Source organism: Streptomyces sp. NBC_01618 (assembly GCF_045209435.1).
Taxonomy (GTDB): Bacteria; Actinomycetota; Actinomycetes; order Streptomycetales; family Streptomycetaceae; genus Streptomyces.
The window spans coordinates 1,071,565-1,096,395 of record NZ_CP109297.1 but is presented as its reverse complement, the minus strand read 5'-3'; the positions used below and the strand labels follow the sequence as shown (position 1 = coordinate 1,096,395).

Sequence of the window (24,831 nt, the reverse complement as noted above, 5' to 3'; positions counted from 1 at the left end):
CACGTGTCGAATACTGTTTCCGGCCTGCCCATCGGGCGGAGCCTCTTCTATCTGATCGTCGCCGGTGTTGCCTGGGGTACTGCCGGGGCCGCCGCCTCGCTGATCTTCGAGGTCAGTGATCTGGGCCCGCTCGCCCTGTCGTTCTGGCGCTGCGTGGGCGGCCTCGTGCTGCTGCTCGCCGCACTGGCGCTACGGCCCCGGCGGGCGGCCGCCCCCGCCGAACCCCGCAGCCGTCGGCTGCTGCGCGTTCTCGGCACCGGCGTGGGCCTCACCGTCTTCCAGAGCGCGTACTTCGCGGCCGTCGAGGCGACCGGCCTCGCGGTCGGGACCATCGTCACCCTCGGGGCGGGACCCGTGCTCATCGCGGTCGGCGCGCGGCTGACCATGGGGGAACGGCTGGGGCGCGGCGGACTGGCCGCGGTGGTGGGCGCGTTGGCCGGGCTCGCCGTGCTGGTGCTCGGGGGCGACGGGGCCACGGTACGGCCCGCCGGAGTCGCCCTGGCGCTGCTCTCTGCGGCCGGCTACGCGGCGATCACCCTGCTGACCCGGTGGCTCGGCCGCGACGGCGGCACCACCGACTCGCTCGCCACCAGCGCCTGGGCCTTCGGGATCGGAGCCGTCGGACTGCTGCCGATGGCCGCGGCCGAAGGGCTCGTACCGTACACCGCTCAGCCCGCGCAGGTGGTGACGCTGCTGGTGTATGTGGCGGCGGTACCGACTGCGCTCGCTTACGCGCTCTACTTCGCGGGCGCCGCGGTGGTGCGTGCCGCGACGGTGTCCGTGATCATGCTGCTCGAACCGGTCAGTGCGGCGGTCATCGCCGTCGTGGTGCTTCGTGAGCAGCTCACCGCGGCGACCGTCGTCGGGACGCTGCTGCTCCTCGTGGCCGTCACCGGGCTGGCGTTCGCCGAAGCGCGCAGCGCCACGCACGCCCGCCGCCGGGCGGCCGTACCGGCCTGATTGCCGGGGCGGACGGGCCCGTTGCCACGGTGGCGGGCCCGTCCGGTCCTGGGACGGTTCAGAGTGCGGTGATGTAGCCGGGCACCTGGATCGCGGGATCGAGGTCGTCCGAGGGGAGCGGCGCCACGTAGCCGTGGGCGAGCGGGACGACGCCCGCCCAGTGGGGCAGCGTGAGGTCCCGGGGTTCGTCGTTGGGGCCGCCGGTGCGGATCTTGGCGGACACCTCCTGGAGGTCCAGCCGGATCACCGCCGTCGCCGCCAGCTCCTTCTCGTCGGCGGGCCGCGAGTCCGCGGACCGGCCCGGCACCACCTGGTCGACGATCGCGTCGAGGGCGGTCCGCCGTTCCTGCGGGTCGGTCACCGTGTGCGCAATGCCGTGGACCACCACGGAGCGGTAGTTGATCGAGTGGTGGAAGGCGGAGCGGGCCAGGACCAGCCCGTCGACATGCGTCACCGTCAGACAGACGGGCAGACCGGGGTCGGTCCGGCCGGTCTCCCGCAGCGGCCGGGAGCCGGTCGAACCGTGTACGTAGAGCCGCTCGCCGATCCGGCCGAAAAGCGTGGGCAGGACGACCGGCGCCCCGTCACGGACGAAGCCGAGGTGGCAGACGTACGCCTCGTCGAGTATCGAGTGGACCAGTTCCCGGTCGTAGGCCGCGCGGTCGCGGGAACGGGTCGGCACGGTGCGCTCGGTCGGCCGGTACCCGGCCGCGGTGTCCGGGTCCATGGTTTGCGGCGATGCGGTGTCCGACATTGCGTTCTCCATTGCACTAGTGCATAATCACGTTTGTGCTAGGAGAATATCGGATCGTTGGGCGGCGCGCATCGGAAATTGCCGCCAGTGTGGAGCGCGGGGTCGGCTCGGGGGACCTCGCGCCGGGGCAAGTGCTGCCGCCAATGCGGGAGTTGGCGGAGCTGCTGGGGGTGAATCCCAATACGGTGGCGGCCGCCTATCGCACGCTGCGCGAGCGTGGAGTGATCGAGACGGCCGGACGCCGGGGCAGCAGGGTGCGGCCGCGCCCCGCGAGTACGGCGCGCGGTTCGCTCCGGGTCGAGGCGCCGCCCGGGGTGCGGGACCTGGGGGAGGGAAACCCCGATCCGGCGCTGTTGCCCGCGTTGGGAGAGGCGTTCGCGGCGGCCGCGGGCGAGTATGCGCGACACCCCGGTCTGTACGGACAGCCGCCGGTGGACCCGGAGTTCGCCGCACTCGCGCGCGCCGCACTGGATGCCGACGGAGTGCCGGGCGGACCTGTGGTCGCGACCTCCGGATCGCTGGACGCCATCGAGCGGGTACTGGTCGCGCATCTGAAACCCGGTGACGCGGTGGCTGTCGAGGACCCGGGGTGGGGCGGCATGCTCGATCTCGTACCGGCGCTGGGACTGCGCCCCGTGCCCGTCGCACTCGACGACGAGGGACCGCTGCCCGATGACGTGGAGCGCGTGCTGAACGCCGGTGCCCGCGCGCTCGTCGTCACCGACCGGGCGCAGAATCCGACCGGGGCCGCGATCAGCGGCGGGCGCGCCTTCGAGCTACGGGGCGTCCTCGCCGGACACCGCGGCGTGCTCCTGATCGAGGACGACCACGGGCACGGCATCGTCGATCTCCCGCTGTACCCGCTGGCGGGCGCCACGGACCGGTGGGCGTTCGTGCGGTCCGTGGCCAAGGCGTACGGGCCGGATCTGCGCGTCGCCGCGCTGACCGGCGATCCGGTCACCGTCGACCGGGTGTCGGGCCGGCAGCGGCTCGGCCCCGGCTGGGTCAGCAGACTGCTGCAACGGGCCGTGGTGCATCTGTGGGCCTCGGGCGCGGTCGACCCGGGCGAGGTGGCGCGGGCGTACGCGCAGCGGCGGGACGCACTCGTGCGGGCGCTGAAGGAGCGGGGTGTGGAGGCGCACGGACGCAGCGGCATGAACGTGTGGGTGCCGGTGAGCGACGAGACCGGGGCCGTGGCACGGCTGCTGCACGCGGGCTGGGCGGTGGCGCCCGGAGCGCGGTTCCGGATGACCGCGCCCCAAGGTGTCCGTCTCACCGTCTCACCGCTCACCGAGGGTGACATCGAGCCGCTGGCCGATGCGGTGGCGGCGGCGGCCGGACCGGCGAAACCGCTGAACTACGGCTGAGTCCCGGTCCTGCCGCCGCGCGCCCTGCTCCGGGTCAGGGCGGCGCCCGCCAGGACCACGAGGGCGCCGACCGGAGTGTTCCAGCTGAGCTGCTCGCCGAGCACGAGGACTCCGGCCGCGGTGGCGATGACCGGGATGAAGTAGGTGACCATCTGCGCGGTCGTGGGTCCGACCTCCTCCACCAGGCCGTACTGGATCAGCACCGCGAGGCCCGTACCGAGTGCCCCCAGGGCGACCACGGCCAGGGTCGGGAGCAGGGGGAATCCGTCGGGGGCCGAGGTGAACAGCGGGGTCACCAGGGCGATCTGCACCGTACCGAGAAACAGTTGGCTGCCGGTCAGGGAGAGCGTGGACGACCCGGTGCCCGCCAGCGTTCTGCGGACGTAGATCCAGCCGATCGGATAGCTGAGGGAGGCGAGCAGCGCCATGGCCGTACCGCTGAAGTCCAGCCCGGAGAAGCCCTGCCAGGCGCCCAGCACGGTCAGCACACCCAGGAAACCGAGCCCGAGACCGGCGACGCGGCGACGGGTCGGCCGGTCCTCCGAGAGCGCGACGAGCGACAGTGCCATGCCCCACAGGGGCGAGGTCGCATTGCAGATTCCGGCCAGGGTCGACGGGATGGTCAGCTCGGCGTAGGCGAAGAGCGAGAACGGCAACGCGTTCAGGAAGAACGCGGCGACGGCCAGATGTCCCCACGTGCGGGCACCGCGCGGCGGCCGTTCCCGTCGTACCGCCATCGCGACGGCCAGCACGGCCGTGCCCGCCAGGAGGCGGCCGAGAGTGACCTGGAACGGTGCGTACCCCTCGGTTCCGACCTTGATCAGAAGGAAGCTGAAGCCCCAGATGAGGGAGAGCGCCCCGAAGCGGATCCGCCAGTCCAGCCCCGGCCGCGTCGCCGGAAGAACCGAAGCGGACGTCGCGCGGGGCGCCGGGGCGGTGGGTGCCGAGGTGGTGGCATGGGTGGCCGTCCCGGTCGGCCGCGACGGGGCGGAGGATGTGACAGGAAGAGGGGTTCTCGGTGTGACCGGCGCGCTCATGCCGTCAACGATGACGAAAACAATCGCGTAGGACAAGTGAGATTTTGTGCGGAAATTCGCGTAGCATTGCTTACATGTTGAACCTGGAGCGCCTGCGCACCCTGGACGCACTCGCCCGGCACGGTTCGGTCAGCGGTGCCGCCGAGGGGCTGCATGTCACCACATCGGCGGTCTCCCAGCAGATGTCGAAGCTGGAGCGGGAGGTGGGTCAGCAGCTTCTCGCCAAGAACGGCCGCGGGGTCAGGCTCACCGACGCCGGTCAGCTGCTCGCCGACCACGCGGCCCGGATCCTGTCCCAGGTCGAGCTCGCCCAGTCCGACATCGAGGCGCAGCGCGGGGAGGTGGTGGGCGAGATACGGCTCTCTGCCTTTCCGACGGCAGCGCGCGGGCTCTTCCCCGCGGCGCTCCAGGCGCTGCGCGCCGACCACCCCGAACTGCGCGTACGGACACGGGAATTGGAGCCCGAGGAAGGAATCCGTGCGGTCATCAGAGGCGATATCGACCTGGCGGTCGTGCTGGACTGGAGCAACAAGCGGCTGCCGGTGCCCGGCGGCCTGGCCAAGGCCGAACTCCTGGACGACGCGCCGGATGTCGCGATGCCGGCCGGTCATCCCCTCGCGGAGCGGGCGGAGGTGGATCTGGAGGAGTTCGCCGACGACGACTGGGTGTCCTGGCCCGAGGGCGAGTTCTGCTACGACTGGCTGATGTTCACCCTGCGCTCGAAGGGCATCGAGCCGCGCATCGCGCATCTGGCGGGCGAGCATCACACCCAACTCGCGCTGATCGCCGCTGGGATGGGCGTCTGCGTGGCGCCTCGGCTGGGCCGTGGGCCGGTGCCCGACGGCGTGCGGCTCGTGCCGGTACGGCAGAAGATGCGCCGGCACGTCCACGCCGTGTGGCGCACCGACGCGGACCGCCGTCCGTCGATCAGGGCGGCTGTGACGGCGCTGCGGACGGCCGGCCGGGAGTTGGATGCGCCGACGGTGTAGGCCGGGAGGCAGGTTTTCTCCCGTCGAGGCCGCTCACGTTCTCCTGCGGAGGCCGGTCACGAGATTCTGTCGGGGTCGGTTGTGTTCTTGTGCCGAGACCGCTCACGTCGCGGACAGCCCTGCGAGCTTCCGGAAGTCCCAGGAGGTGATGGCCTCCGGGGTGAGGCGCAGCCAGGCGTGCCGCCCGTCGTGCGGCATGGTGTCCATCCCGAAGTACTTCGCCGCGAACAGCCGCTCCGGAACGTCGAGTTCGAGGCAGGGCTCGCCGGTACGGGGTGCCTCGCCGACCGGGGCGGCCGCGCCGGAGAGTTCGATGCCGCGCAGATCCGCGTACTCCACCCCGTCGTCCACGACCACCGCGATCCTCGGGTCGTCGCGCAGCTGGGACCACCGCAGGCTGCGGGTGATCGAGTACAGCCACAGAGAGGTGCCGTCCCAGGCGAACCAGAGGGCGCCGATGTGCGGGTGGCCGTCGGCGGACACGGTGGCGACCCGGCAGGTCCGCTGCTCGGCGAGATAGGTGTCGCGTTCCGCGTCCGTCATCATGATCCGACGGCCCCGTCGCTGAATGGCGGTCATGAGCACCCCTCCTGGTAGCTGACTATGTGTCAGAAAGCATGGAGTCTCTTCCCTCGTCACGCAATGGCCGTTAGCCTCGCGCGCCCGATCCGCCACCGAAAGGGGCAGCCGTGCCGTCGAAGGAACAGCTCGCCGAGCAGCTCGATCCGGCCACCACCGTGCTTCTGACGGTCGAATGCCAGCAAGGTGTCGTGGGCCCCGGCAGTGCACTGCCGGAGCTGGCCGAGGAGGCCAGGTCCTCAGGGGTCCTCCACCGAGTCGCCCGGCTGGTGGCGGCCGCCCATGAGGCCGGGGTCCAGGTACTGCACGCGGTGGCCGAACGCCGCCCCGACGGGCGCGGAGCCAACAACAACGCCCGCCTGTTCCGGGCCGCCGGCCGACTGCCCGTACAACAGCACTCGGGCACCACGGCGGTACGGATCGCCGCGCCCATCGAGGTGGCGGACGAAGACCTCGTCGTGCGCCGGCTGCACGGTCTCTCGCCCATCGCCGGTACGGACGTGGACGCGTTGCTCCGTAACCTCGGCTGCCGGACGCTCGTCGTCACGGGTGTCTCGGCCAATGTCGCCGTCCCCAACGCCGTGTTCGACGCGGTGAATCTCGGCTATACGGCGGTGGTGCCGTCCGACGCCATCGCGGGGGTGCCGGCCGACTACACCCCCGCGGTGATCCGCAACACACTCGCCCTCGTCGCCACCATCACGACCGCCGATGATGTACTCGGCTGCTGGCTGAGCCGAGGGCGGACCGGGGCCCGTCCGGCGGATCGCGGCCGGACGGGGCAAGACGACTAGGACGTGAGGGTGATCGAATCGCCCTTGACCGTGATGGCCTTCGTGGGCAGCGGCCGGGACGCCGGCCCAGCCGTCACGCTGCCCGTCCGCAGGTCGAATTTGCTGCCGTGGCACGGGCAGTTGATGGTGCCGTCCGACACGCTCGACACAGCGCATCCCTGGTGGGTGCACTTCGACGAGAACGCCTTGAAGTCACCGGCCTCCGGCTGCGTCACCACGACGCCCTGGTCGGCGAAGATCTTTCCGCCGCCCTCAGGGATGTCGGTGGTCTTCGCCAGCGCGTCGCCGCCGCCGTCCATTCCGCCGCCGTCCATTCCGCCGCCGTCCTTTCCGCCGGTGGCCGGTTGGACCGTGTCCGAACCCGCCGAGTCCTTCTCGTTTCCGCACGCGGCGAGTACGGCAGCCACCGAGACGGCCCCGACCGCTGCGACAACGGCCCGACGTCCGGGACGGACCTCGTGGTCCTGCGATGCGCTCATTTCGGCATTCCCTTCTGCGATGTTCGCGACTGTCGATGTCTGCGACTTCTGTGGTTACGACCTCGGTGTTCACAACGTCCGTGTCCGACCAGGGGTACGCGCAGCGAGACCCCCGTGTTCAACGTGCCGGGGACTTCTTGCGGAAGTCCCGTTCCAGCAGGCACGGACTGTCCGCCGTCTCCTTCTGGGCGACCAGACGGCCGGCGCAGCACGACGGCCACATTGTCATCGGCAGGACCGCGCGCCGGCATGAGCGGGCGCGTCAGCCCCGCCGCCTGCGGAAGCAGAGAATTGCGCGCGTAATTCTCCGGAAGTACATCCGGGTGGCCGAGGAACCGTTCCTCCCAATGGGTGTCGTGGAACCGCCGGCCGGTCGGCGCCGCACCGGCGGGAGACCGGGGTCCGCCCGTAACGGATCACGTGTGACCGGTCGAGGGTGATTGTCAGAGGCGTCTGCGAGGCTGAGCGACATGACGCTGACCAACTTCAACGACCTCGAGCAGGCCATTCGCGGCGGATGGGGCGCGGACACCGCGACGCCGACCCACCGTCCGCACTGGACCCCGGACAACCCGGCACGCGACCAATGCGGTGTCACCGCCCTGGTGGTGCACGACCTGTTGGGCGGTGAGCTGATCCGCGGCGAGGTCCACGTCGAGGGTGGGCGCGTCGACTACCACTGGTGGAACCGTCTGGGCATGGGGATCGAAGTCGATCTCACGCGCGAGCAGTTCGGCCCCGACGAGACAGTTGTCGGCGGAGATGTGATCGAACGGCCTGCGGAGATCGTGCGGCTCCGTGCGGAGTACGAGCTTCTGCGCAGCCGAGTGCTGGCAGTGCTGCGTTCGTAGGCGTTACGTCGTCGGGGCGAGCGGGGCGAGCGGGGCGAGCGGGGCGAGCGGGGCGAGCGGGGCGAGTGGAGTGGCCGGAGCGAGCAGTGCGACCAGTGCGACCAGTGCGACCGAGGCGGCCGGGCAGTGACGATGTGCCGTCAGTGGGTCGCCGCCTTCCCCGCTCGGAAGACCGGCTCGCCCGCGCGCAAGCGAGCGAAGAGGAGTGTCCGGTCCAGTTGTTCTTCCTCTTCCTCCCCGTCGACGTCACCGACCCGGACGAGGTCACCGCTGCCTTCGCAACCGCTTCGGAGCAGGGCGTCATTCGCGCAGGCGTGCACTGCGCCGGCCGAGGCCGGCCGATGCGGATCCTGACGAAGGACGGGAAGGCAGCGGACCTCGCCCCCTTCGAGGCGTGACGAGTTCACCGATGGAGATCCGGCCGTCGAGGGCGAGCCTCGCGCCGTACCCGACCACGGTGATCAGCAGCCCCGGCAGCAGCACCTGGACCGCGGAGATCAGCGACCACATCCGGGCGCTGCGGACGGCCGCCTTGCGCACCTGCTGGGAGGCCTGCCGGTAGCGGCCGAGGAACAGCTCCCTCGCTGCCGATGCCGCGCAGCACGCGCAGGCCGACGACGCCCACGGCGAGGGGCGGGCCGGCGATTCCGCACTGGTTCAGCAGGCCCCAGCCGAGTGACTTCAGCTGGCCGCCGAGCTGTTGCCGGGCAAGCCACAGCAGAAAGCGGGGGCCTGACCGTACGTCGGGATCACCGGGATCGGAAAACGGAAGATCGCGAAGCTGCAAGGCGTCCCATGGATCGCTGAGGGGTGGCGAATGGGCTCAAACCGTGCAAGCTTCGCGTTTCCGTCGGCAGTCGAGGCAATTGATTTTTTCCACATAAGGGAACAGAAGGCGCCAAGATCGAACAATCGCCTCTGGCGCAGTTGTTCGTCCTGCGCTTCACTTCTGACCCATGAACAGTAAGATCACGTCCATGCTCGCCGGGCTGGCGCTGGCCGCCGGTTCGGCGCTCGGCGCGAGCCCGGCGGCTGCTGCCGAGCCGGTCCCCGCGGAGTTCGGCACCGACTGGCACGACCCGCTGACCGCGGCGCCGCCCATCGCGAAGCCCCCGACCCGCTCCTGCCAGGTCACCGTCGCCGAGGCACAGTTCCGCGACTTCACCCCGTACAGGGGCGGTTACACCCCGCCGGAGGAGTGCGGCGACCGCTGGAGCAAGGTGGTGCTGCGCCTCGACGGAAAGGTCAAGGGGCGCCAGTTCGACCGGCTCGGCTACCTCCGCATCGGCGGCGTGGAGATGTTCCGTACGTCCACGCCCGAACCCTCGGTCGACGGCATCAACTGGTCGGTGGAGAAGGACGTCACGCACTACAGCGACACGCTGCGCCGCGCGCAGGACATCGAAATGCTCATCGGCAATGTCGTCGATGAGACGTACACCGGCGTCATCGACGCCAAGGTCACGCTGACCTTCTATGCCGCCGAGGGCCGTACGAAGGCCGCCGAGACGCCCGACAAGGTGCTCCCGCTGGAGGGCGCCCGGCTCACCACGCCGCGCAACTCCGAGCGCATCGTCGCCGAGGTGTACGCCACCGGATCCGGCGGCGGCTGCGAGGAGTTCTGGTACCTGACCGTGCCGGGCTCCGCGCCCTACTCGTGCAAGGCGGACAAGGGCCCGTACCGCGAGGTGCAGGTCAAGGTCGACGGCCAACTTGCCGGAATCGCGGCGCCGTTCCCGAACGTATGGACCGGCGGCTGGTCCAACCCCTTCCTGTGGTACGTCGTTCCGGCACCGCGTGCCTTCGACGTGAAGCCGATTCAGTACGACCTGACGCCGTTCGCGGGCATTCTCAACGACGGGCGCGAGCACCGCGTCGAGGTGTCGGTCGCCGGACTGCCCGCCGGACAGAGCGGCTGGAACACGCCCGCCAATGTGCTGGTCTGGCAGGACGAGGGCAGCGAGCACGTCACCGGGGCGCTCACGAAGCACGATGAGAGCGACCTGGCCAACTCGACGACGTTCACGCCCGGTTCACTAAACCGGCTCGACACCGAGGGCGGCCACCGGCTGACTGTCGCCGGCTATGTCGACACCTCGCACGGGCGCGTCGAGACCACCGTCTCGCGGACCCTCGCCAACACCTCCGTCCACCGCTGGACGGAAGACGAGAACACCGACGGGCTCACGGCCCGCTGGGACGACGACGAGACGGTGACCGTGGACGGCCGGGGCCCGGCGCGCGTCGCGCACACCCACCGCGTCTACACCATGGACGGCGAGATCACGATCGGCACGGACAACCGGCTGCGCACCGTCCTCACGCTCGGGGACCGCGCGGACACCTCGGTCGTCCGTGCCGGCAAGCGCATCTCCTGGTCCCGGCTCGACGACACCTACACCGGCGACGCCGCCTGGACGCTGGGTGCTCCGCGTGACCAGCGGCATGCCGTCGGCACGTCGAGCGAGCACTACCGGCTGGACGGGTCGGAAGGCTGCTACGACCGCACACTGCGGACCGAGCAGGGCACCCTGACGGAGGATCGTACGGGCTGCTGAACCTGACGCGGGGCCCTGCGCGCGCAGGGCCCCGCGTACCTCGCCGGAGCTATGCCGGTACACGGTCGTCCCGCCGCAGCGCACCGCGTACGGTCAGACCGAAAAGCGGAAGAAAATGCACCAGTCGAGGGCGGCCCGGATAGGTGTTCCGGTCCGTCGGCGCGGCGGTTGCCCATTTCCCGGGGCCGAGGCGTGGCGGTGCCGTCAGTCCGCCACGCCGAACAACTCCTTCTCCACCTGGTCGAGTGCGAGCCGTGCGCCGCCGAGCGCGACCGCCTCGTCGCCCAGGGTGGACGCGGCCACCTCCACGGGGAACAGGCACAGTTCGGCGAGGCGGGCACGCAGCGGGGTCAGCAGCAGGTCCCCGAAGCGGGACAGGCCGCCGCCGATGACGACGAGCTCCGGGTCGACGGTCAGGACCATCGCCGCGACACCCTGCACCAGGTCCGCCGCGAAGTCGTCGAGGACCCGCAGTGCGTGCGCGTCCCCTTCGCGGGCGGCGGCGAACAGGGCCTCGGGATCGGCCCAGCGGTCGGGCAGCCGGCCCGGGGCGGTGTGCCAGCCGGAGCCGGGCAGGACACCGATCTCGCCCGCCGCGCCGTTGCGTCCGCCGTGCAGCCTGCCGCCCAGCAGCACGCCGGCGCTGACGCGACGCCCGACGTGCACGCAGAGCACGTCCTGGTGGCCGGCGGCCACGCCGCGCCAGTGTTCGCCGAGCGTCGCGTAGGAGGCGTCGTTCCCGGCGACGGCCGGCGCGTCGAACGCCTCGGTGAGCGCGGTGGTCAGATCCGTACCGGCCCAGTCCGCGAGGCGCGAGCTGAGCGTGACGGCGCCGTCCGTGGAGACGATGCCCGTCGTGCCCGCGCCGACCGCGCGCACATCGGCGGCGCGCATCCCGGCGCCGCGCAGCGTTCGGTGGCCGAGCGCGCGGGCGGCTGCGAGCCGTTCCTGCGCGGGCAGCGAGGGCTGGACCGAGGCGCGCCGCACCCCGAGCACCCCGCCGCGCAGGTCGGCGACGACGGCGAGGACCTTGTGCACGCCGATGTCGAGGCCGAGCACGCAGCCGGACTCGGCGCGGAAGCGGTAGCGCTTGGCGGGGCGGCCGATCTGGCGCCGCCCGCCGACGGCTTCGGGAGTCACCACCTCGACGAGCCGCTGCTCAGCCAACCCGGTCAGCGCGTTCTCCACGGTCGCCCGGGTGACAGCGGTGGCCTTGACGAGTTCGGTCAGTGTGAGTTCCTCCGCCTCGTGCAGAGCGCGCATCACAGCGGCCTGGTTGAGGCGCCGGAGCAGTGATGAGTCGCCTCCGGTGATGGACATGTTTTCCCTCGACCCTCTTGACGCGGTAGCGGACCCGATGCACTATCGAGCCACCTTATTTAAGAAGGTAGCAAAAATAAGCGGGCTTGATGCCGAAGTCCGGATCGAGGACGACCGTGGATCACATCGCCAAAGCAGCCGTACCGCTCCTTGCTCTCGGCCTGGCTGCGGGCGCCTGCTCACCCGCCGGGTCCGACAGCGCGTCCGGCTCTGCTCGTCGCGGTGGGCCGAACGGGGGTGTGCTGCACGGTACTTGCCGCGTCAGCGGCGGCACGTGCACCGCCTGATCCTGCTGCGCGGCCCGGTGTTCACGGCCGCCGTCCGGCCGGCGGTGCCGTTCACCGTACGGCTCGGGGAGTGGGCGACCGGCCTGGGGGGCCGGCCGCGCGGGCCGCCCTCCGGTGTCGAAGTCGTCCTGCTGTCTGCCCTTGGCGGGCATCGGCCTGGTGTCCCTGCCGCGCCTGAAGCGTTCGACGTCCTACCGCACCACCCCCATCCCACCCGGCAGGGACCCGCCCCGCCGGACCGTGTGCCGTGCACAGCGGCAGGAGAGGACCGACCATGAGGCACCCGAGACACCCGAGACGCCCGAGACGCCCGCAGGCGTGGCGCGCCACCGTCCTGACGGGCGCGCTCGCCCTGAGCCTTGGCATCCCGATGACCACCCCGGCAACCGGCGCGACCCCCGCCTCCCAGCTCGCCGTGGACAACGGCGTCAGCGGCGCCCTCTCGCTCTCCGCCGGCTACCTGTCCATCGGCCTGGACGGGACAGGGACCGTGACCGGCCTCCTGGACTCACGCACCGGCCTGGACTATCTGGCCCCCGGCAAGGCCGCGTCCCTCGTCAGCCTCGTCATCGACGGAAAGCAGATACGGCCCACGCGTGTGGTCCGCGACGGCGGCGTGCTCACCTTCAGCAACAGCAAGGCCGGTTACGAGGTAGACGTACGGGCCGTCGACAAGGGCACGTACACGACGCTCGAAGCCGTACGTGTCCATGCCCCGGACGGCGCCGACGTACAGACCCTGCTGTGGGGCCCGCTCGCCACGGACATCACCCGGACCGTCGGCGAGACGGTCGGCATCGTGCGCGACGACTCCTTCGCCATCGGCCTGCGCCCCCTGACCGACCGCACGGAAGGCGCGTGGCCGCAGGAGTACCAGGACTACGGCTGGGAGAGCGAGGTCGCCGACAACCCGTCGAGGCTCGAGGTCGCCCCGCACGAGGAGTGGAGCGCGGCCGGGAGGACGCCGTGGGGATCGGTGCTGCGCGCCTTCACGTACGACTACACCAAGGAGCGCGAGCGCCAGAACATCAACGGCTACCGCATTCCTGTCGGGCCGCTGCCCGACCACAGCGCGCGCGTCACCGGCTCCAAGGTGGCTCTGTTCGGCACCACGCCCGGCATGGCCCCGACCGTCCTGTCCGCCGTCGCCTCCGGCGAGGGTTTGCCGTATCCGACGCAGAACGGCCAGTGGCAGAAGGCCGCGCAGGCCAGTAGCCAGTCGTTCCTCGTGCTCGGCGACCTGAGGACGGACACGATCCCGGCCGCCGCCCGCTTCGCGAAGGCCGCGGGCATCGGCTACATCTACTCGCTGCCCAATGCCGTGGGGCCCTGGCAGAGCACCGGGCACTATCAGTTCAACTCCAGCCTCGGCGGCAGCGACGCGGGCGCCAAGGCGGCGGTGGACCTGGCCGCTTCCAACGGCGTACGCCTCGGCGTGCACACCATCTCCGACTTCATCAGCACCAACGACCCGTACGTCAGCCCCGCTCCGGCCGACTCCCGCCTCGCCCTCGGCGGCCGGGCCAAGGTCACCCGCCCCCTCGCCGCAGGCGACACCACGCTCTTCCTCGACTCGGGCGCCCTCTTCGCGGGTGGCCTGGGGTACGGCAAGATCCTGCGCATCGGCGACGAGTTCGTCTCGTACGACACCGCGCAGAAGACCGGCGACGAGTGGCAGGTCACCGGCGTCAAGCGCGCCCAGTGGGGTTCGGTCGCCGCGGCCCACGCCACGGGGAAGACGGCCGCCCGCGTCTTCGTCAACCAGTACGGCGGACCAGTCGGCGGACCCGGCATCATCAAGGAGATCTCCACCCGCCTGGCCACCGCCTGGAACGACACCGGTATCCGTTCCAACTCCTACGACGGCGTGGAGTCGGCGTCGGAGTCCGGCTGGGGCTCGTACGGGCAGGCCCTGCTCATCAACGGCGCGTACGAGCAGAACAAGGCCAAGGACGGCTTCATCACCGAGACGAGCCGCATGACCTCCAACACCTGGGACGCGCTCACCCGCGCGAGCTGGGGCGAGATCGCCTCCACCTCGATGAATCAGGTCTTCATCAACAACGAGTTCTACAAGAACAACTACCTTCCCGGGATGTTGGGTTGGATCAGCCTCAGCGGCCAGGAGGGCCTGCTGAGCATCGAGAGCAAGCTGGCGCGCGGCGCGGGACTCAACGCCGGTGTCGGATTCCAGGGGTCTGTCGCCAACCTCACCGCCGGCGGCGACAACGGCCTGAAGGTCCTCGACGCCATCAAGCAGTGGGAGACGGCCCGCAACCTGGGAGCCTTCACGGAGGCGCAGAAGGCGCGGATGCGTGACCAGTCGACCAACTGGCATCTGAGTGTCGTCACCCCCGGGCAATCCTGGTCGCTGCAGCAGCTGGACTCGGCCGGTAAGCCGATCGGCGAGCCGCAGGCTGTGAAGACTCCGACGCCGGGGTTCACCACGCCCGAGCTGCCGGACGCCCACGTCGGCAAGCTGTACGAGTTCAAGGTCGCCTCGAGTACCCCGCAGACCATCCGGTACGAGGTCACCTCGGGAGCGCTGCCGGCCGGGTTGACGTTGAACAAGGACACCGGGGGGATCACCGGTATCCCCACCGCGAATGGTCGCAGCAGGTTCACGATCACCGCCCGCAACGGTGGGGGGGTTGCGGACGCGTCGATCAGTTACGACATGAAGGTGACTCCGCCCCTGGCGCCGCCTCAGATCACCCTCACCACTCGTGTCGAGAGCAGCACGCTGACCCGGGGTGGATCCGTCGACGTTTCGGTCACCGTGCGCAATGACAGTCCTCAGTCGGCGTCGGGTGTGGTGTCGCTGGCCGGGCCTGAGTCGGTGAGCGTCGAGCCTGGCTCGGCGAAGTTCTCCGGGCTCGCGTCCGGTGAGACGGTGACCCGCTCGTTCCGGATCAGCGCCAAACCTGATTCCCCGCTCGGCGAGGCCGTGCTCACCGCCTCGGCTCGGGTGACCGGCGTCCCGGTGGCGCCGGTCCAGGTTCCGCTGAAGATCGCCAATCCGGTGGACATCACTGTCGCCCCGGCGAGCCTGGACGCGGGGCGGCCCAACCTGGTCCCGGTCAAGGTCGACAGCAACATGACCGGCACCGCGACGGTGCAGGCGGACGTCCCGTCGGGGTGGACGGCGGACAAGCAGTCGGTCACGCTGGTTGCGGGCGAGTCCAAGATCGTCAAGTTGCCGGTCACCCCGGCGGCGAATTCGCTCGGCAAGGCCACGGTCACGGTATCGGCGACCGCTCAGTCCGTCACCACCCGGACCACGCAGACGTTCGAGGTCTTGCTGCCCAACGTCGCTGTAGGCAAGCCGGCGACGCAGCAGAGCCTGGCCTGGGACGGCGTCCCGAGCCGGGCGGTCGACGGCAACACCGACGGCGCGTACGGGGCCGGGTCGGTCACCCACACCGCCGAGTCGTCGAACCAGGCATGGTGGCAGGTGGATCTCGAGGCCAATTACGCCATCGACCAGATCGAGATCTGGAACCGGACCGACTGCTGTGCCGGCCGCCTGTCGAACTACTGGGTCCTGGTGTCCGAGTCCCCGATCACCGGCGACTCGCTGGAAGCCGCACGCACCGCGCCCGGCGTCACCGCCCTGCACCAGCCGGACCAGGCCGGGCTGCCGACCCGGATCGACCTGGCCGGCCTACGTGGCCGCTACGTACGGGTCCAGCTCGAATCGGGCAGCAACCCGTTGTCGCTGGCCGAGGTGCAGGTGCGGGCCAAACCGGATGGAGGCGCCTGATGACGACGGAGGTACCCGGGTGATCGAGCGGTGAGTGTGCGAGCCCGCTACCTCGCCGAGCGCTGATCCGACGTTCACCGCCTGGCTGTACGACACCCACGATGCCGTTCCACCCGCGCTTCGGCTCGGGCGCAGCGGCGCGGCCGTGGGCACCGCCCACGGCCGCGCCGGCGGTGGCCGTGGCCACCGCGGGGCCGACGGCATCAAACCGTCCACGCTGAACGTGACACTGCCTGCCGCCAACCTGAAGGCAGGCGACAACACAGTCACCATCACCACAACCAACGGGTCGTGGATGGTCTGCGACGCGTTCGGCGTACGGCAACTGCCGTGGCCTGAACCGGCCATTGGCCAACGGCCCTCGGGGTGAGTTGCGCAGGAGGCTGATCAGCAGGACCTTGTGGCCGGCGAGCCCTTCGCCAGCGGTAGGTACAGCTGGCATGGTCTGGTCGGGGCTGTGGAGCTTGCAAGGAGGTCAAAAAGAACGTCCTGCAGACCGCACCTCATTGACGTGCCGTACTTGAGGTGCGGTCTGTGGGACGTCACGTTTCGCGGCCGGGAGGGGCGATGCCGACGAGCTTGGCCAGATTGGCCGGCCGTCTCGAGAACGGCGCCGGACCGGTCGGTCGGGTGCTGGGCGTGCCGCGGCGGTGTCGGCGCTGTGGATCTCGTGAGCTTGCGGGCGAGCACGGTGCGGGCGGCGGTCGCGCTCGGCCACCGTCCCCGGCGACGACGCGGCCACGGGCTGCTCCTGACCGTCGAGTCCGGCGAGCGCCGCCGCCCTACCGCCGCGCCGGCCCCGTCTTTATGCCCGCCCCGCACAACGGCACCACTGCCGTACGCTCCCTCAGTACGCCCTCCCGAACAGCCGCCCAGCAAGCCACGCCCGTCGACTCCACGTACAGCCCCTGCGAGGCCAGGTCCATCTGTGCGTGCCGGATCTGATCCTCCGTCACCGTAAGAAACGTGCCGCCCGACTCCCGCACCGCTCGCAGAATCTGCCGCGCCCGCGGCGGCCGGGGGATCGCGATGCCCTCGGCGAAGGTGGGCGCCATGGGCGTGACGCCGACGAGGTCGTCCGCGCCCTCGGACCAGGCATGGGCCAGCGGAGCGACCGCTGCGGACTGGACGGCGTACAGGGCGGGCCGGCGGTCGATGAGGCCCGCGCCGTGCAGTTCGGCGACCGCGAGGGCGGCGCCGAGCAGCAGCGTGCCATTGCCGACGGGCACGACGACGACATCGGGGAGCCGTCCACCGAGGTCCTCCCAGAGCTCGTGGACGTAGGTCTTCGTACCGTGCAGGAAGTACGGGTTGAAGACGTGCGAGGCGTAGAAGATGCCCTCCTCGTCCGCCGCCTCGCGCGCCGCCCGTGCCGTCGCCTCCCGGTCGCCCTCGACCACGCGCAGCCGTGCCCCGTGCGCCTCGATCTGCTCCAGCTTCTTCGGTGAGGTGCTCTCGGAGACGTACACCGTGCAGGGCAGCCCGGCCCGCGCGCAGTACGCGGCGATCGCCGTGCCCGCGTTGCCGCTGCTGTCCGCGAGCACCTGCCGGGGCTTCAGCCGCAGCGCCAGCTCGGCCAGCAGCACCGCCCCGCGGTCCTTGAACGACAGGGTCGGCATGAGGAAGTCGAGCTTGGCGAAGATGCCGTCACGGAGGGGGACAAGAGGGGTGCGGCCTTCGCCCAGGCTGACCGTGGGCGCGGCCAGCGGCAGGCACTCCGCGTAGCGCCACAGCGAATTCACCCGCCCGGCAAGGGACGTGAGGGGCGCGGGTGTCGGCGCGAAGTCCAGATCGAGCGGGCCGCGGCAGACCGGACAGCACCAGGCGAGCGAGCCGGCCGGGACGCGGGTGCCGTCCGTGGGACAGAAACAATCCGGTAGTGGTGTCATGTGCGCAGGTTATGCGCAGGTGGAGCAAGGGGTGGATGTGCCGAGTGGTGACGTTGTGTCATGACTGGTATACGGCAGCCGCGTTGCGGCGCCGATGTTTCCGCCGGAACGACCCGCGTCACCAGGCTGTCTGCGGCCCGAACGACCATTATCGGCTCCTGCAGTTGAGATACCCCACTCTTGAATGGGTGTCCCGGACAGTAGGCCGGAGACAGACGGTGAGGCGGATTACGCCCTCGCAACCAGCGTCATTGAATGACGCTGGCATCTGGGGGTTGAGGACTACACCCGCCTCACCCGGAGTTAAATATCAACTCCTCCATGGTCGAACAGCTTCACTATCGCCGCCCACAGCACCTTCGCGCCGAGAGCAACAGCTAACCGTGAGGCTGCCTTACGTAACCAGTCAGATCTCACCTGAGCGGGTTCCGCGTTGACCATCCCTGCCACCTCATCTCATGAGCCGGGGCCCACACGGATGATGTGGGCCCCCAGAGCGCACATCGGTCCGCGCATCCAAGAGCCCCGGCCCTGCCTTGAGATGAGGCTCTTTCAGCGTACTGAACGGGCGCGTCATGCTCCACCCCCACAGGACCACTCGCACGCAGATGGTGATGTGCGCCACAGCGATGTCGCCGAAATGCAAGACACCCATCGATCAGCGTTGCGAACGCAGTCATCCAGGTCCGCCTGCTCAATGGCCACACACACTCATCCGCACACGGCCTCTGCGGACACAAGGCACACCTACGCCTCGATCATGTTGGAGGCAGGCGATCCTGTCGTCACCCTGGCCCAGCGGTTGGGGCACTCATCGCCGACGAATACGCTCGGTTACTACGCGCACTTCATGCCGGAGGCCGGGAACCGGGGCCGGGCTGTGATCGACGGTTTCCTCGGAAAGCGGGTCGCCGGCCAAAACTCCCCAGATTCTCCCCAGGGCTGATCGGGGTGATCCCCCAGGCTGTACGGCCCTGACCTCGGTCCGTGGATCTCCAGGGATCTGAGCCGTATAGCCTGGGGAAATGGTCACCGAAGTCACAGCCACCCGCTATGTCACACCCCTGCGGGAGGGCGGATCGCTGCCCGGAATCGTCGAGGCCGATGACCTCGGCACCTACGTCATGAAATTCACCGGCGCCGGACAGGGCCGCAAGACGCTGGTCGCGGAGGTCATCTGCGGACAGCTCGGCCGCAGGCTCGGCCTCCGTGTTCCCGACCTCGTACAGATCCAGCTCGACCCGGTCATCGGGCTCGCCGAGCCCGACCAGGAGGTGCAGGAACTTCTGAAGGCCAGCGGCGGGCTCAATCTCGGGATGGACTTCCTGCCCGGATCGATCGGCTTCGACTCGCTCGCCTATCAGGTGGACTCCCGGGAAGCCGGCCGGGTCGTCTGGTTCGACGCGCTGATCAACAACGTCGACCGGTCCTGGCGCAATCCGAACATGCTGATCTGGCACGGCGACCTGTGGCTCATCGACCACGGCGCCACCATGATCTGGCACCACAACTGGCCCGGCGCCCTGACGTCCGCCGCCAAGCCGTACAGCGCCTCGGACCACGCGCTCGCCCCGTTCGCCCCCGATATCGCGGCGGCGGCCGCCGAACTCGCCCCGCTGGTCACCGAGGAACTGCTCACCGAGGTCGCGGCCGAGGTCCCCGACGAATGGCTGGTGGACGAGCCCGGCTTCGACTCCACGGACGAGCTGCGCCGCGCCTACGTGGAGGCGCTGCTGCCGCGCGCCGCGACGATTCATGAGCGGATCACGCTGGAGGGCCCCACCGAGCCCAAGCCGTCCCGGGTCCCGGGCTGGCTCACCGAGCACCTCACTCCGTGGCCCCACCCCACCAAGAAGAAGAACGACAAGGACGGCCAGCGGTGAGCGAGCGCGATGTCTTCGAGTACGCGGTGCTGCGCGTGGTGCCGAGGGTGCAGCGCGGCGAGTTCTTCAATGCCGGCGTGATCGTCTACTGCCGCGCGCGGGGATTCGTCGCCGCCCGCACCCATCTCGACGAGACCAAGCTGACGACCCTGGACCCGACCGCCGACGTGGTCGGTGTACGGGCCGCTCTGCACGCCGTCGAGGGTGTCTGCCGCGGTGGAACGGACGCGGGCCAGGCGGCCCGCGACGACGCGGGCCGGCGCTTCCGCTGGCTGATCGCCCCGCGTTCCACCGTCGTCCAGCCGAGCCCCGTGCACAGCGGCCTCACGAACGACCCGGAAGCCGAGGTCGAACGGCTGCTCGACCTGCTGGTGCGCTGATTCCCGCCCCGGCGGCGCCGCCCGTGACCACCCGGCAGCGGCGCCGCCGGGTGTGACATGCGCCCCTGCGGCCGTGAGCCGTTGACACCGGGTGCCAGGGCTTCTAGCGTCTCGTCTGCTGAAGGTACTAAGCGGTTGCTCAGTTATCGGGGAGGTTCCGTGCACGTGAAGGTTTCGTGCCGGGAGCGTCCCGACGTCCGCTGAGTCGCGATCCAAGGGTGAGGAGAACCAAGCATGTCCACCACCGAGCAGCGCGTCGCCATTGTGACCGGAGCGGCGCGGGGCATTGGCGCCGCCACCGCGGTACGCCTGGCGGCCGAGGGCCGCGCCGTCGCCGTACTCGACCTCGACGAGGCGGCCTGCAAGGACACCGTCGAGAAGATCGGCGCCGCCGGGGGGACCGCCCTCGCCGTCGGCTGCGATGTGTCGGACAGCGCCCAGGTGGAAGCTGCGGTCGCGCGGGTCGCCGCCGAGCTCGGCGCCCCGACGATCCTCGTCAACAACGCGGGTGTGCTCCGCGACAACCTGCTCTTCAAGATGACGGAGTCCGACTGGGACACCGTGATGAACGTGCACCTCAAGGGCGCCTTCCTCATGGCCAAGGCCGTCCAGAAGCACATGGTGGACGCCGAGTTCGGCCGTATCGTCTCGCTCTCCTCCTCCTCGGCGCTCGGCAACCGCGGCCAGGCCAACTACTCCGCCGTCAAGGCCGGACTGCAGGGCTTCACCAAGACCCTCGCCAAGGAGCTCGGCAAGTTCGGCATCACCGCCAACGCCGTCGCCCCCGGCTTCATCGTCACCGAGATGACCGCGCAGACCGCGGCCCGGATCGGCATGGGCTTCGAGGAGTTCCAGGCCGCCGCCGCCACCCAGATCCCGGTGCAGCGCGTCGGCCGGCCCGAGGACATCGCCAACGCCATCGCCTTTTTCACGGGTGACGAGGCGGGCTTCGTCTCCGGCCAGGTCATGTATGTCGCCGGCGGACCGCTCAACTGACCCGAAGGGTTGCGGACATCATGACTGTGCAGGACAGCGGGAAGGTCGCGCTGATCACCGGCGCGAGCCGGGGCATCGGCTACGGCATCGCCGAGGCGCTCGTGGCCCGCGGCGACCGGGTGTGCATCACCGGGCGCGGCGAGGGCGCTCTCAAGGAGGCCGTCGAGCGGCTCGGCTCCGACCGGGTGATCGGTGTGGTGGGCAAGGCGCACGACGAGGCGCATCAGGCGGCGGCCGTCGAGCACACCATGGAGGCGTTCGGCCGGGTCGACTTCCTGGTCAACAACGCTGGTACGAACCCGGTCTTCGGCCCGATGGCGGACCTCGACCTCAACGTCGCCCGCAAGGTCTTCGAGACGAATGTGATCTCGGCGCTCGGCTTCGCCCAGCAGACCTGGAAGGCCTGGCAGAAGGAGAACGGCGGGGCGATCGTCAACATCGCCTCGGTCGCCGGAATCTCCGCCTCGCCGTTCGTCGGCGCGTACGGCATGAGCAAGGCCGCCATGGTCAACCTGACCCTCCAGCTGGCGCACGAGTTCGCGCCGGTCGTCCGAGTCAACGCGATCGCCCCCGCGGTGGTGAAGACGAAGTTCGCCCGGGCGCTGTACGAGGGCCGTGAGGCCGAGGTCACCGCGGCCTATCCGCTCGGCCGGCTGGGAGTCCCCGAGGACATCGGCGGCGCCGCCGCGTTCCTCACGTCGAGCCAGAGCGACTGGATCACGGGACAGACCCTGGTGGTCGACGGCGGGATCTTCCTCAATGCGGGCGTGGGCTGAGAACAGCCTGAGTGGGTTTGGACCTTATTGACTCAAGTGCCCTGTCGGGCCTGTGGATTGACCCGACGGGGCACTGCGGTATGGTCTGCCGACCCATGGCTGATCGAGGAGCGTTCACGTGTTCTACCGGGCCAGTTTGCAGGCCGCTGCAGTCCTTGCTTCCCTTTCCCTGCTGGCCGGCTGCGGACTTCTTTCCGACAGCGGCTCGAACGTGGAGCAGAAGATAGTCGTCGGTACGACCAGTGAGCCCTCCACCCTCGATCCGGCGGCGGCGTGGGACAACTCCTGGGAACTGATGCGGAATGTCTTCCAGACTTTGGTGAGTTTCCCCACCGGCAGCACCAGCCCCGAGCCCGATGCCGCGGAATGGTGCAAGTTCACCGACACGACCAGCACGGCCTACCGGTGCAAAATCCGCAAGGGCCTGAAGTTCTCCAATGGCGACAAACTCGACGCCGAGGCCGTGAAGTACTCCATCGACCGGATCTCGGCCATCGAAGTCAAGGGCGGCCCCGCCGGCATGCTCGGTTCGCTGGACCAGGTCGAGACCAAGGGCGACGACATGGTCGTCTTCCATCTGTCCAAGGCGGATGCCACGTTCCCCTTCATTCTCGCCACGCCCGCGATGTCGCTGGTGGCGCCCAGCGACTATGCGAAGAACAAGATCCGCAACGACGGGAAGGTCACCGGATCCGGCCCCTACCTCCTGGATGCGTACAAGCCGGGGAACCGGGCCGAACTGGTGAAGAACCCGGACTACAAGGGCTTCGCCAACCGTAAGAACGACGCTGTGACCATCCGGTACTTCAAGGAATCCGCCCCCGTGGTCGCCGCGTTGAAGAAGAACGAGATAGACGCGATCTACCGCGGCCTCACCGCCGAGGAGGTCGTCAATCTGGAAGACAACAAGGACAAGAACAGCGATCTGCAGATTGTGGAGACCACCGGCGCGGACATCCGGTTCCTGGTCTTCAACCCCAGGGATCCGGCCGCCGGGAACGTGGCCGTACGGCGGGCCATCGCCCAACTGGTGGACCGTGACGCCCTGGTCGCCAAGGTCTACCGGGGCACGGCCGAGCCGCTGTACTCCACGGTCCCCAAGGGCATCGCCGGACACACCACCAGCTTCTTCGACGTCTACGGCGACCCCGACAAGGACAAGGCCAAGCAGATCCTCACCGAGGCGGGCATCACCAAACCCGTCGCGATGACGTTCTGGTTCACGACCGACCGGTACGGTTCCTCCACGGTCCCCGAATTCGACGAGCTGAAGCGTCAGCTGGAAGCCTCCGGACTGTTCCGGATCACGCTGAAGAGCAAGCCTTCCTGGAAGGAGTTCCAGGAGGGATTCACCAAGGGTCAGTACCCCGTCTTCGGCCGCGGCTGGTTCCCGGACTTCCCGGACCCGGACAACTTCATCGCCCCCTTCGTGGGCAAGGACAGCATCACCGGGATGCCCTACATGAAGCGTGAGATCACCGAGCAGCTGCTGCCCCAGACCCGCAAGGAGAGCGACCGGGGCGCGGTCGGTAAGCAGTTCGAACGAGCCCAGCGGATCCTGGTCGGCGATGTACGGCTGCTGCCGCTGTGGCAGGGCAAGCTGTACGTCGCTTCGGGCGAGGACATCGGTGGCGGCGAGCGCGCCCTGGACCCGCAGACGGTCATGCAGATGTGGGAGCTGTACCGCAAGGCCAGCTGGTAGGTCCCGGCCGGGCTCGCGAGGTCAGTTGTCAGTGGCCCCCGGTAGGTTCTCGGGTGAAGAACGTATTACCTACCGGAGGTTGTAGACGTGACCGACACCGACCTGCTGCCCGAGTCCTGGCGCGGCGTCCTCGGCGAAGAGCTGCAGAAGCCCTACTTCAAGGAGCTCACCGAGTTCGTCGAGGAGGAGCGGGCCAAGGGGCCGGTCTATCCGCCGCGCGACCAGGTGTTCGCCGCCCTGGAGGCCACGCCCTACGACAAGGTGAAGGTCCTCGTCCTCGGCCAGGACCCCTACCACGGAGAGGGACAGGGGCACGGCCTGTGCTTCTCTGTGCGGCCGGGTGTGAAGACGCCGCCCTCCCTGCGGAACATCTACAAGGAGATGAAGGACGAGCTCGGTCTGCCCGTCCCGGACAACGGGTATCTGATGCCCTGGGCCCAGCAGGGCGTCCTGCTGCTCAACGCGGTGCTGACGGTGCGCGCGGGCGAGGCCAACTCGCACAAGGGCAAGGGCTGGGAGAAGTTCACCGACGCGGTGATCCGCGCGGTCGCCTCGCGGCCCGATCCGGCGGTCTTCGTGCTCTGGGGCAACTACGCCCAGAAGAAGCTCCCGCTGATCGACGAGGAGCGCCACGCGGTGGTGAAGGGCGCGCACCCTTCACCGCTCTCCGCCAAGAAGTTCTTCGGCTCCCGTCCGTTCACGCAGATCAACGAGGCGGTGGCGGCGCAAGGGCACGAGGCCATCGACTGGCGCATTCCCGACCTGGGCTGACGCCGCGGTCCGGGCCGGGGCCGGTGGCGGGCGCCCGGTGGACAGGCCCGGACGCCCGCCCGAGCCTCAGCGGGATTGGCCGCGGCTGCGGCTAGCGTCGATCGTGAACGGTCGGTCGGGAACGGGTGGACAGGGACAGGGAGGCCGCAGTGACGGAGCAGCGGGAGGCGTCGAAGGACGCCGTCATGACCAGGATCGGCCAGGCCATCATGCTCCTGCACGGCGGTGACCGGGAGGAGGCCCGCAATCGCTTCGGCGACCTCTGGTCGGAGATCGGCGAGGACGGCGACGCCCTGCACCGGTGCACCCTCGCCCACTACATGGCCGACACCCAGGACGACCCTGGTGATGAACTGGCCTGGGACCTACGGGCATTGACCGCGGCCGACAGCCTGACCGACGAGCGGGCGGCGCAGCACTCCGACGCGCCCGCGGTGCGGGCGTTCTATCCGTCGCTCCATCTCAATCTTGCGGCGGACTATGTGAAGCTTCAGCGCCCCGAGGCGGCCCGGATCCATCTGGACCGGGCACTAGCCGCCTCCGGCGTGTTCGCGGAGGACGGGTCGGACGACGGATACGGGGGAGGGGTCCGGGCGGCGATCGTGCGGCTGGAGCTGAGACTGCGGGAGATGCGGGAGATGTGAGTGGTGGCCCGGCCGACATGGCCGGGCCACCACTCACTCTCCCGGCGCGGGG

Annotated in this window: 22 protein-coding genes and 1 pseudogene; 16 read left to right on the top strand and 7 right to left on the bottom strand. The window is 69.7% G+C overall.

What is annotated here, in order from left to right:
• Positions 1 to 3 precede the first annotated feature (3 nt).
• Entirely contained in the window at positions 4 to 960 is a 957-nt protein-coding gene (locus OH735_RS05235) for a DMT family transporter (protein ID WP_406379876.1), read from the top strand.
• Positions 961 to 1,018: 58 nt separating this feature from the next.
• Here OH735_RS05235 and OH735_RS05230 read toward each other — a convergent pair whose 3' ends face one another.
• Positions 1,019 to 1,714, bottom strand: coding sequence for a pyridoxamine 5'-phosphate oxidase family protein (locus OH735_RS05230; RefSeq protein ID WP_406379874.1), 696 nt, complete (start codon positions 1,712 to 1,714; stop codon positions 1,019 to 1,021).
• Between the two features lie 35 nt (positions 1,715 to 1,749).
• Here OH735_RS05230 and OH735_RS05225 point away from each other — a divergent pair, with 35 nt between their 5' ends.
• A complete protein-coding gene (locus OH735_RS05225) occupies positions 1,750 to 3,081 on the top strand; it encodes an aminotransferase class I/II-fold pyridoxal phosphate-dependent enzyme (RefSeq protein ID WP_406379872.1) in 1,332 nt (443 codons plus the stop codon).
• On the opposite strand, the gene OH735_RS05220 is transcribed toward OH735_RS05225, so the two are convergent.
• Positions 3,072 to 4,118, bottom strand: a complete 1,047-nt coding sequence (locus tag OH735_RS05220) for a DMT family transporter (RefSeq protein ID WP_406379871.1) — start codon at positions 4,116 to 4,118, stop codon at positions 3,072 to 3,074. The two genes, OH735_RS05225 and OH735_RS05220, sit on opposite strands and share 10 nt — an antisense overlap.
• Before the next feature lie 74 nt (positions 4,119 to 4,192).
• Between OH735_RS05220 and OH735_RS05215 the strand changes: the two genes are divergently transcribed.
• Positions 4,193 to 5,107 carry a LysR family transcriptional regulator gene (locus tag OH735_RS05215; RefSeq protein WP_406379869.1) on the top strand — a complete coding sequence of 305 codons (915 nt, stop codon included), beginning with the start codon at positions 4,193 to 4,195 and terminating at the stop codon, positions 5,105 to 5,107.
• A 102-nt stretch (positions 5,108 to 5,209) separates the two neighbouring features.
• Here OH735_RS05215 and OH735_RS05210 read toward each other — a convergent pair whose 3' ends face one another.
• A complete protein-coding gene (locus OH735_RS05210; protein ID WP_406379867.1) occupies positions 5,210 to 5,686 on the bottom strand; it encodes a pyridoxamine 5'-phosphate oxidase family protein in 477 nt (158 codons plus the stop codon).
• Positions 5,687 to 5,796: 110 nt separating this feature from the next.
• On the opposite strand from OH735_RS05210, the gene OH735_RS05205 reads away from it, so the two are divergent.
• Entirely contained in the window at positions 5,797 to 6,480 is a 684-nt protein-coding gene (locus OH735_RS05205) for a cysteine hydrolase (RefSeq protein WP_406379865.1), read from the top strand.
• Here OH735_RS05205 and OH735_RS05200 read toward each other — a convergent pair.
• Positions 6,477 to 6,959, bottom strand: coding sequence for a Rieske (2Fe-2S) protein (locus OH735_RS05200; RefSeq protein WP_406379863.1), 483 nt, complete (start codon positions 6,957 to 6,959; stop codon positions 6,477 to 6,479). The two genes, OH735_RS05205 and OH735_RS05200, sit on opposite strands and share 4 nt — an antisense overlap.
• Before the next feature lie 470 nt (positions 6,960 to 7,429).
• On the opposite strand from OH735_RS05200, the gene OH735_RS05195 reads away from it, so the two are divergent.
• Entirely contained in the window at positions 7,430 to 7,810 is a 381-nt protein-coding gene (locus tag OH735_RS05195; RefSeq protein WP_406379861.1) for a hypothetical protein, read from the top strand.
• 218 nt (positions 7,811 to 8,028) lie between these two features.
• The gene (locus tag OH735_RS05190) at positions 8,029 to 8,208 is read left to right on the top strand and encodes a hypothetical protein (RefSeq protein WP_406386942.1); all 180 of its coding nucleotides are present in this window, start codon (positions 8,029 to 8,031) and stop codon (positions 8,206 to 8,208) included.
• Here OH735_RS05190 and OH735_RS05185 read toward each other — a convergent pair.
• Positions 8,204 to 8,597: pseudogene (locus tag OH735_RS05185) on the bottom strand (hypothetical protein); the annotation flags it as partial. The gene OH735_RS05190 and the pseudogene OH735_RS05185 sit on opposite strands and share 5 nt — an antisense overlap.
• A gap of 169 nt (positions 8,598 to 8,766) precedes the next feature.
• On the opposite strand from OH735_RS05185, the gene OH735_RS05180 reads away from it, so the two are divergent.
• A complete protein-coding gene (locus OH735_RS05180; protein WP_406379859.1) occupies positions 8,767 to 10,368 on the top strand; it encodes a peptide-N4-asparagine amidase in 1,602 nt (533 codons plus the stop codon).
• Positions 10,369 to 10,572: 204 nt separating this feature from the next.
• On the opposite strand, the gene OH735_RS05175 is transcribed toward OH735_RS05180, so the two are convergent.
• On the bottom strand, positions 10,573 to 11,688 hold the full coding sequence (locus OH735_RS05175; RefSeq protein WP_406379857.1) for an ROK family protein: 1,116 nt from the start codon (positions 11,686 to 11,688) through the stop codon (positions 10,573 to 10,575).
• Positions 11,689 to 12,249: 561 nt separating this feature from the next.
• Between OH735_RS05175 and OH735_RS05170 the strand changes: the two genes are divergently transcribed.
• Positions 12,250 to 15,738 carry a putative Ig domain-containing protein gene (locus OH735_RS05170; protein WP_406379855.1) on the top strand — a complete coding sequence of 1,163 codons (3,489 nt, stop codon included), beginning with the start codon at positions 12,250 to 12,252 and terminating at the stop codon, positions 15,736 to 15,738.
• A 34-nt stretch (positions 15,739 to 15,772) separates the two neighbouring features.
• Positions 15,773 to 16,108 (top strand): hypothetical protein, encoded by a 336-nt coding sequence (locus OH735_RS05165; protein ID WP_406379853.1) that lies wholly within the window; start codon positions 15,773 to 15,775, stop codon positions 16,106 to 16,108.
• A gap of 412 nt (positions 16,109 to 16,520) precedes the next feature.
• Here the strand turns inward: OH735_RS05165 and OH735_RS05160 are convergent, their stop codons facing one another.
• Complete coding sequence (locus OH735_RS05160) at positions 16,521 to 17,627, bottom strand: threonine synthase (RefSeq protein ID WP_406379851.1); 1,107 nt, start codon at positions 17,625 to 17,627, stop codon at positions 16,521 to 16,523.
• 1,025 nt (positions 17,628 to 18,652) lie between these two features.
• Between OH735_RS05160 and OH735_RS05155 the strand changes: the two genes are divergently transcribed.
• The 7 genes from OH735_RS05155 to OH735_RS05125 all read left to right on the top strand — a co-directional run bounded on the left by OH735_RS05155 (position 18,653) and on the right by OH735_RS05125 (position 24,779).
• The gene (locus OH735_RS05155) at positions 18,653 to 19,510 is read left to right on the top strand and encodes a HipA family kinase (RefSeq protein WP_406379849.1); all 858 of its coding nucleotides are present in this window, start codon (positions 18,653 to 18,655) and stop codon (positions 19,508 to 19,510) included.
• Positions 19,507 to 19,890 carry a DUF3037 domain-containing protein gene (locus OH735_RS05150; RefSeq protein ID WP_406379847.1) on the top strand — a complete coding sequence of 128 codons (384 nt, stop codon included), beginning with the start codon at positions 19,507 to 19,509 and terminating at the stop codon, positions 19,888 to 19,890. The genes OH735_RS05155 and OH735_RS05150 overlap by 4 nt, the downstream gene beginning before the upstream one ends.
• A gap of 234 nt (positions 19,891 to 20,124) precedes the next feature.
• Positions 20,125 to 20,886: a 3-oxoacyl-ACP reductase FabG gene (fabG, locus tag OH735_RS05145; protein ID WP_406379845.1), complete on the top strand. Its 762-nt coding sequence runs from the start codon at positions 20,125 to 20,127 to the stop codon at positions 20,884 to 20,886.
• Positions 20,887 to 20,906: 20 nt separating this feature from the next.
• Positions 20,907 to 21,662: an SDR family oxidoreductase gene (locus OH735_RS05140; protein ID WP_406379843.1), complete on the top strand. Its 756-nt coding sequence runs from the start codon at positions 20,907 to 20,909 to the stop codon at positions 21,660 to 21,662.
• 118 nt (positions 21,663 to 21,780) lie between these two features.
• On the top strand, positions 21,781 to 23,364 hold the full coding sequence (locus tag OH735_RS05135) for an ABC transporter substrate-binding protein (RefSeq protein WP_406379841.1): 1,584 nt from the start codon (positions 21,781 to 21,783) through the stop codon (positions 23,362 to 23,364).
• A gap of 87 nt (positions 23,365 to 23,451) precedes the next feature.
• On the top strand, positions 23,452 to 24,135 hold the full coding sequence (locus OH735_RS05130; RefSeq protein ID WP_406379839.1) for a uracil-DNA glycosylase: 684 nt from the start codon (positions 23,452 to 23,454) through the stop codon (positions 24,133 to 24,135).
• A 149-nt stretch (positions 24,136 to 24,284) separates the two neighbouring features.
• Positions 24,285 to 24,779: a hypothetical protein gene (locus OH735_RS05125; protein WP_406379837.1), complete on the top strand. Its 495-nt coding sequence runs from the start codon at positions 24,285 to 24,287 to the stop codon at positions 24,777 to 24,779.
• The last annotated feature ends 52 nt before the right edge of the window (positions 24,780 to 24,831 follow it).

Coding starts and splice junctions, on each gene's coding strand:
- OH735_RS05230 (WP_406379874.1), bottom strand. CDS start 1,714: ATGTCGGACACCGCATCGCCGCAAACCATGGACCCGGACACCGCGGCC.
- OH735_RS05220 (WP_406379871.1), bottom strand. CDS start 4,118: ATGAGCGCGCCGGTCACACCGAGAACCCCTCTTCCTGTCACATCCTCC.
- OH735_RS05215 (WP_406379869.1), top strand. CDS start 4,193: ATGTTGAACCTGGAGCGCCTGCGCACCCTGGACGCACTCGCCCGGCAC.
- OH735_RS05210 (WP_406379867.1), bottom strand. CDS start 5,686: ATGACCGCCATTCAGCGACGGGGCCGTCGGATCATGATGACGGACGCG.
- OH735_RS05200 (WP_406379863.1), bottom strand. CDS start 6,959: ATGAGCGCATCGCAGGACCACGAGGTCCGTCCCGGACGTCGGGCCGTT.
- OH735_RS05195 (WP_406379861.1), top strand. CDS start 7,430: ATGACGCTGACCAACTTCAACGACCTCGAGCAGGCCATTCGCGGCGGA.
- OH735_RS05180 (WP_406379859.1), top strand. CDS start 8,767: ATGAACAGTAAGATCACGTCCATGCTCGCCGGGCTGGCGCTGGCCGCC.
- OH735_RS05175 (WP_406379857.1), bottom strand. CDS start 11,688: ATGTCCATCACCGGAGGCGACTCATCACTGCTCCGGCGCCTCAACCAG.
- OH735_RS05170 (WP_406379855.1), top strand. CDS start 12,250: ATGAGGCACCCGAGACACCCGAGACGCCCGAGACGCCCGCAGGCGTGG.
- OH735_RS05160 (WP_406379851.1), bottom strand. CDS start 17,627: ATGACACCACTACCGGATTGTTTCTGTCCCACGGACGGCACCCGCGTC.
- OH735_RS05155 (WP_406379849.1), top strand. CDS start 18,653: ATGGTCACCGAAGTCACAGCCACCCGCTATGTCACACCCCTGCGGGAG.
- fabG (WP_406379845.1), top strand. CDS start 20,125: ATGTCCACCACCGAGCAGCGCGTCGCCATTGTGACCGGAGCGGCGCGG.
- OH735_RS05140 (WP_406379843.1), top strand. CDS start 20,907: ATGACTGTGCAGGACAGCGGGAAGGTCGCGCTGATCACCGGCGCGAGC.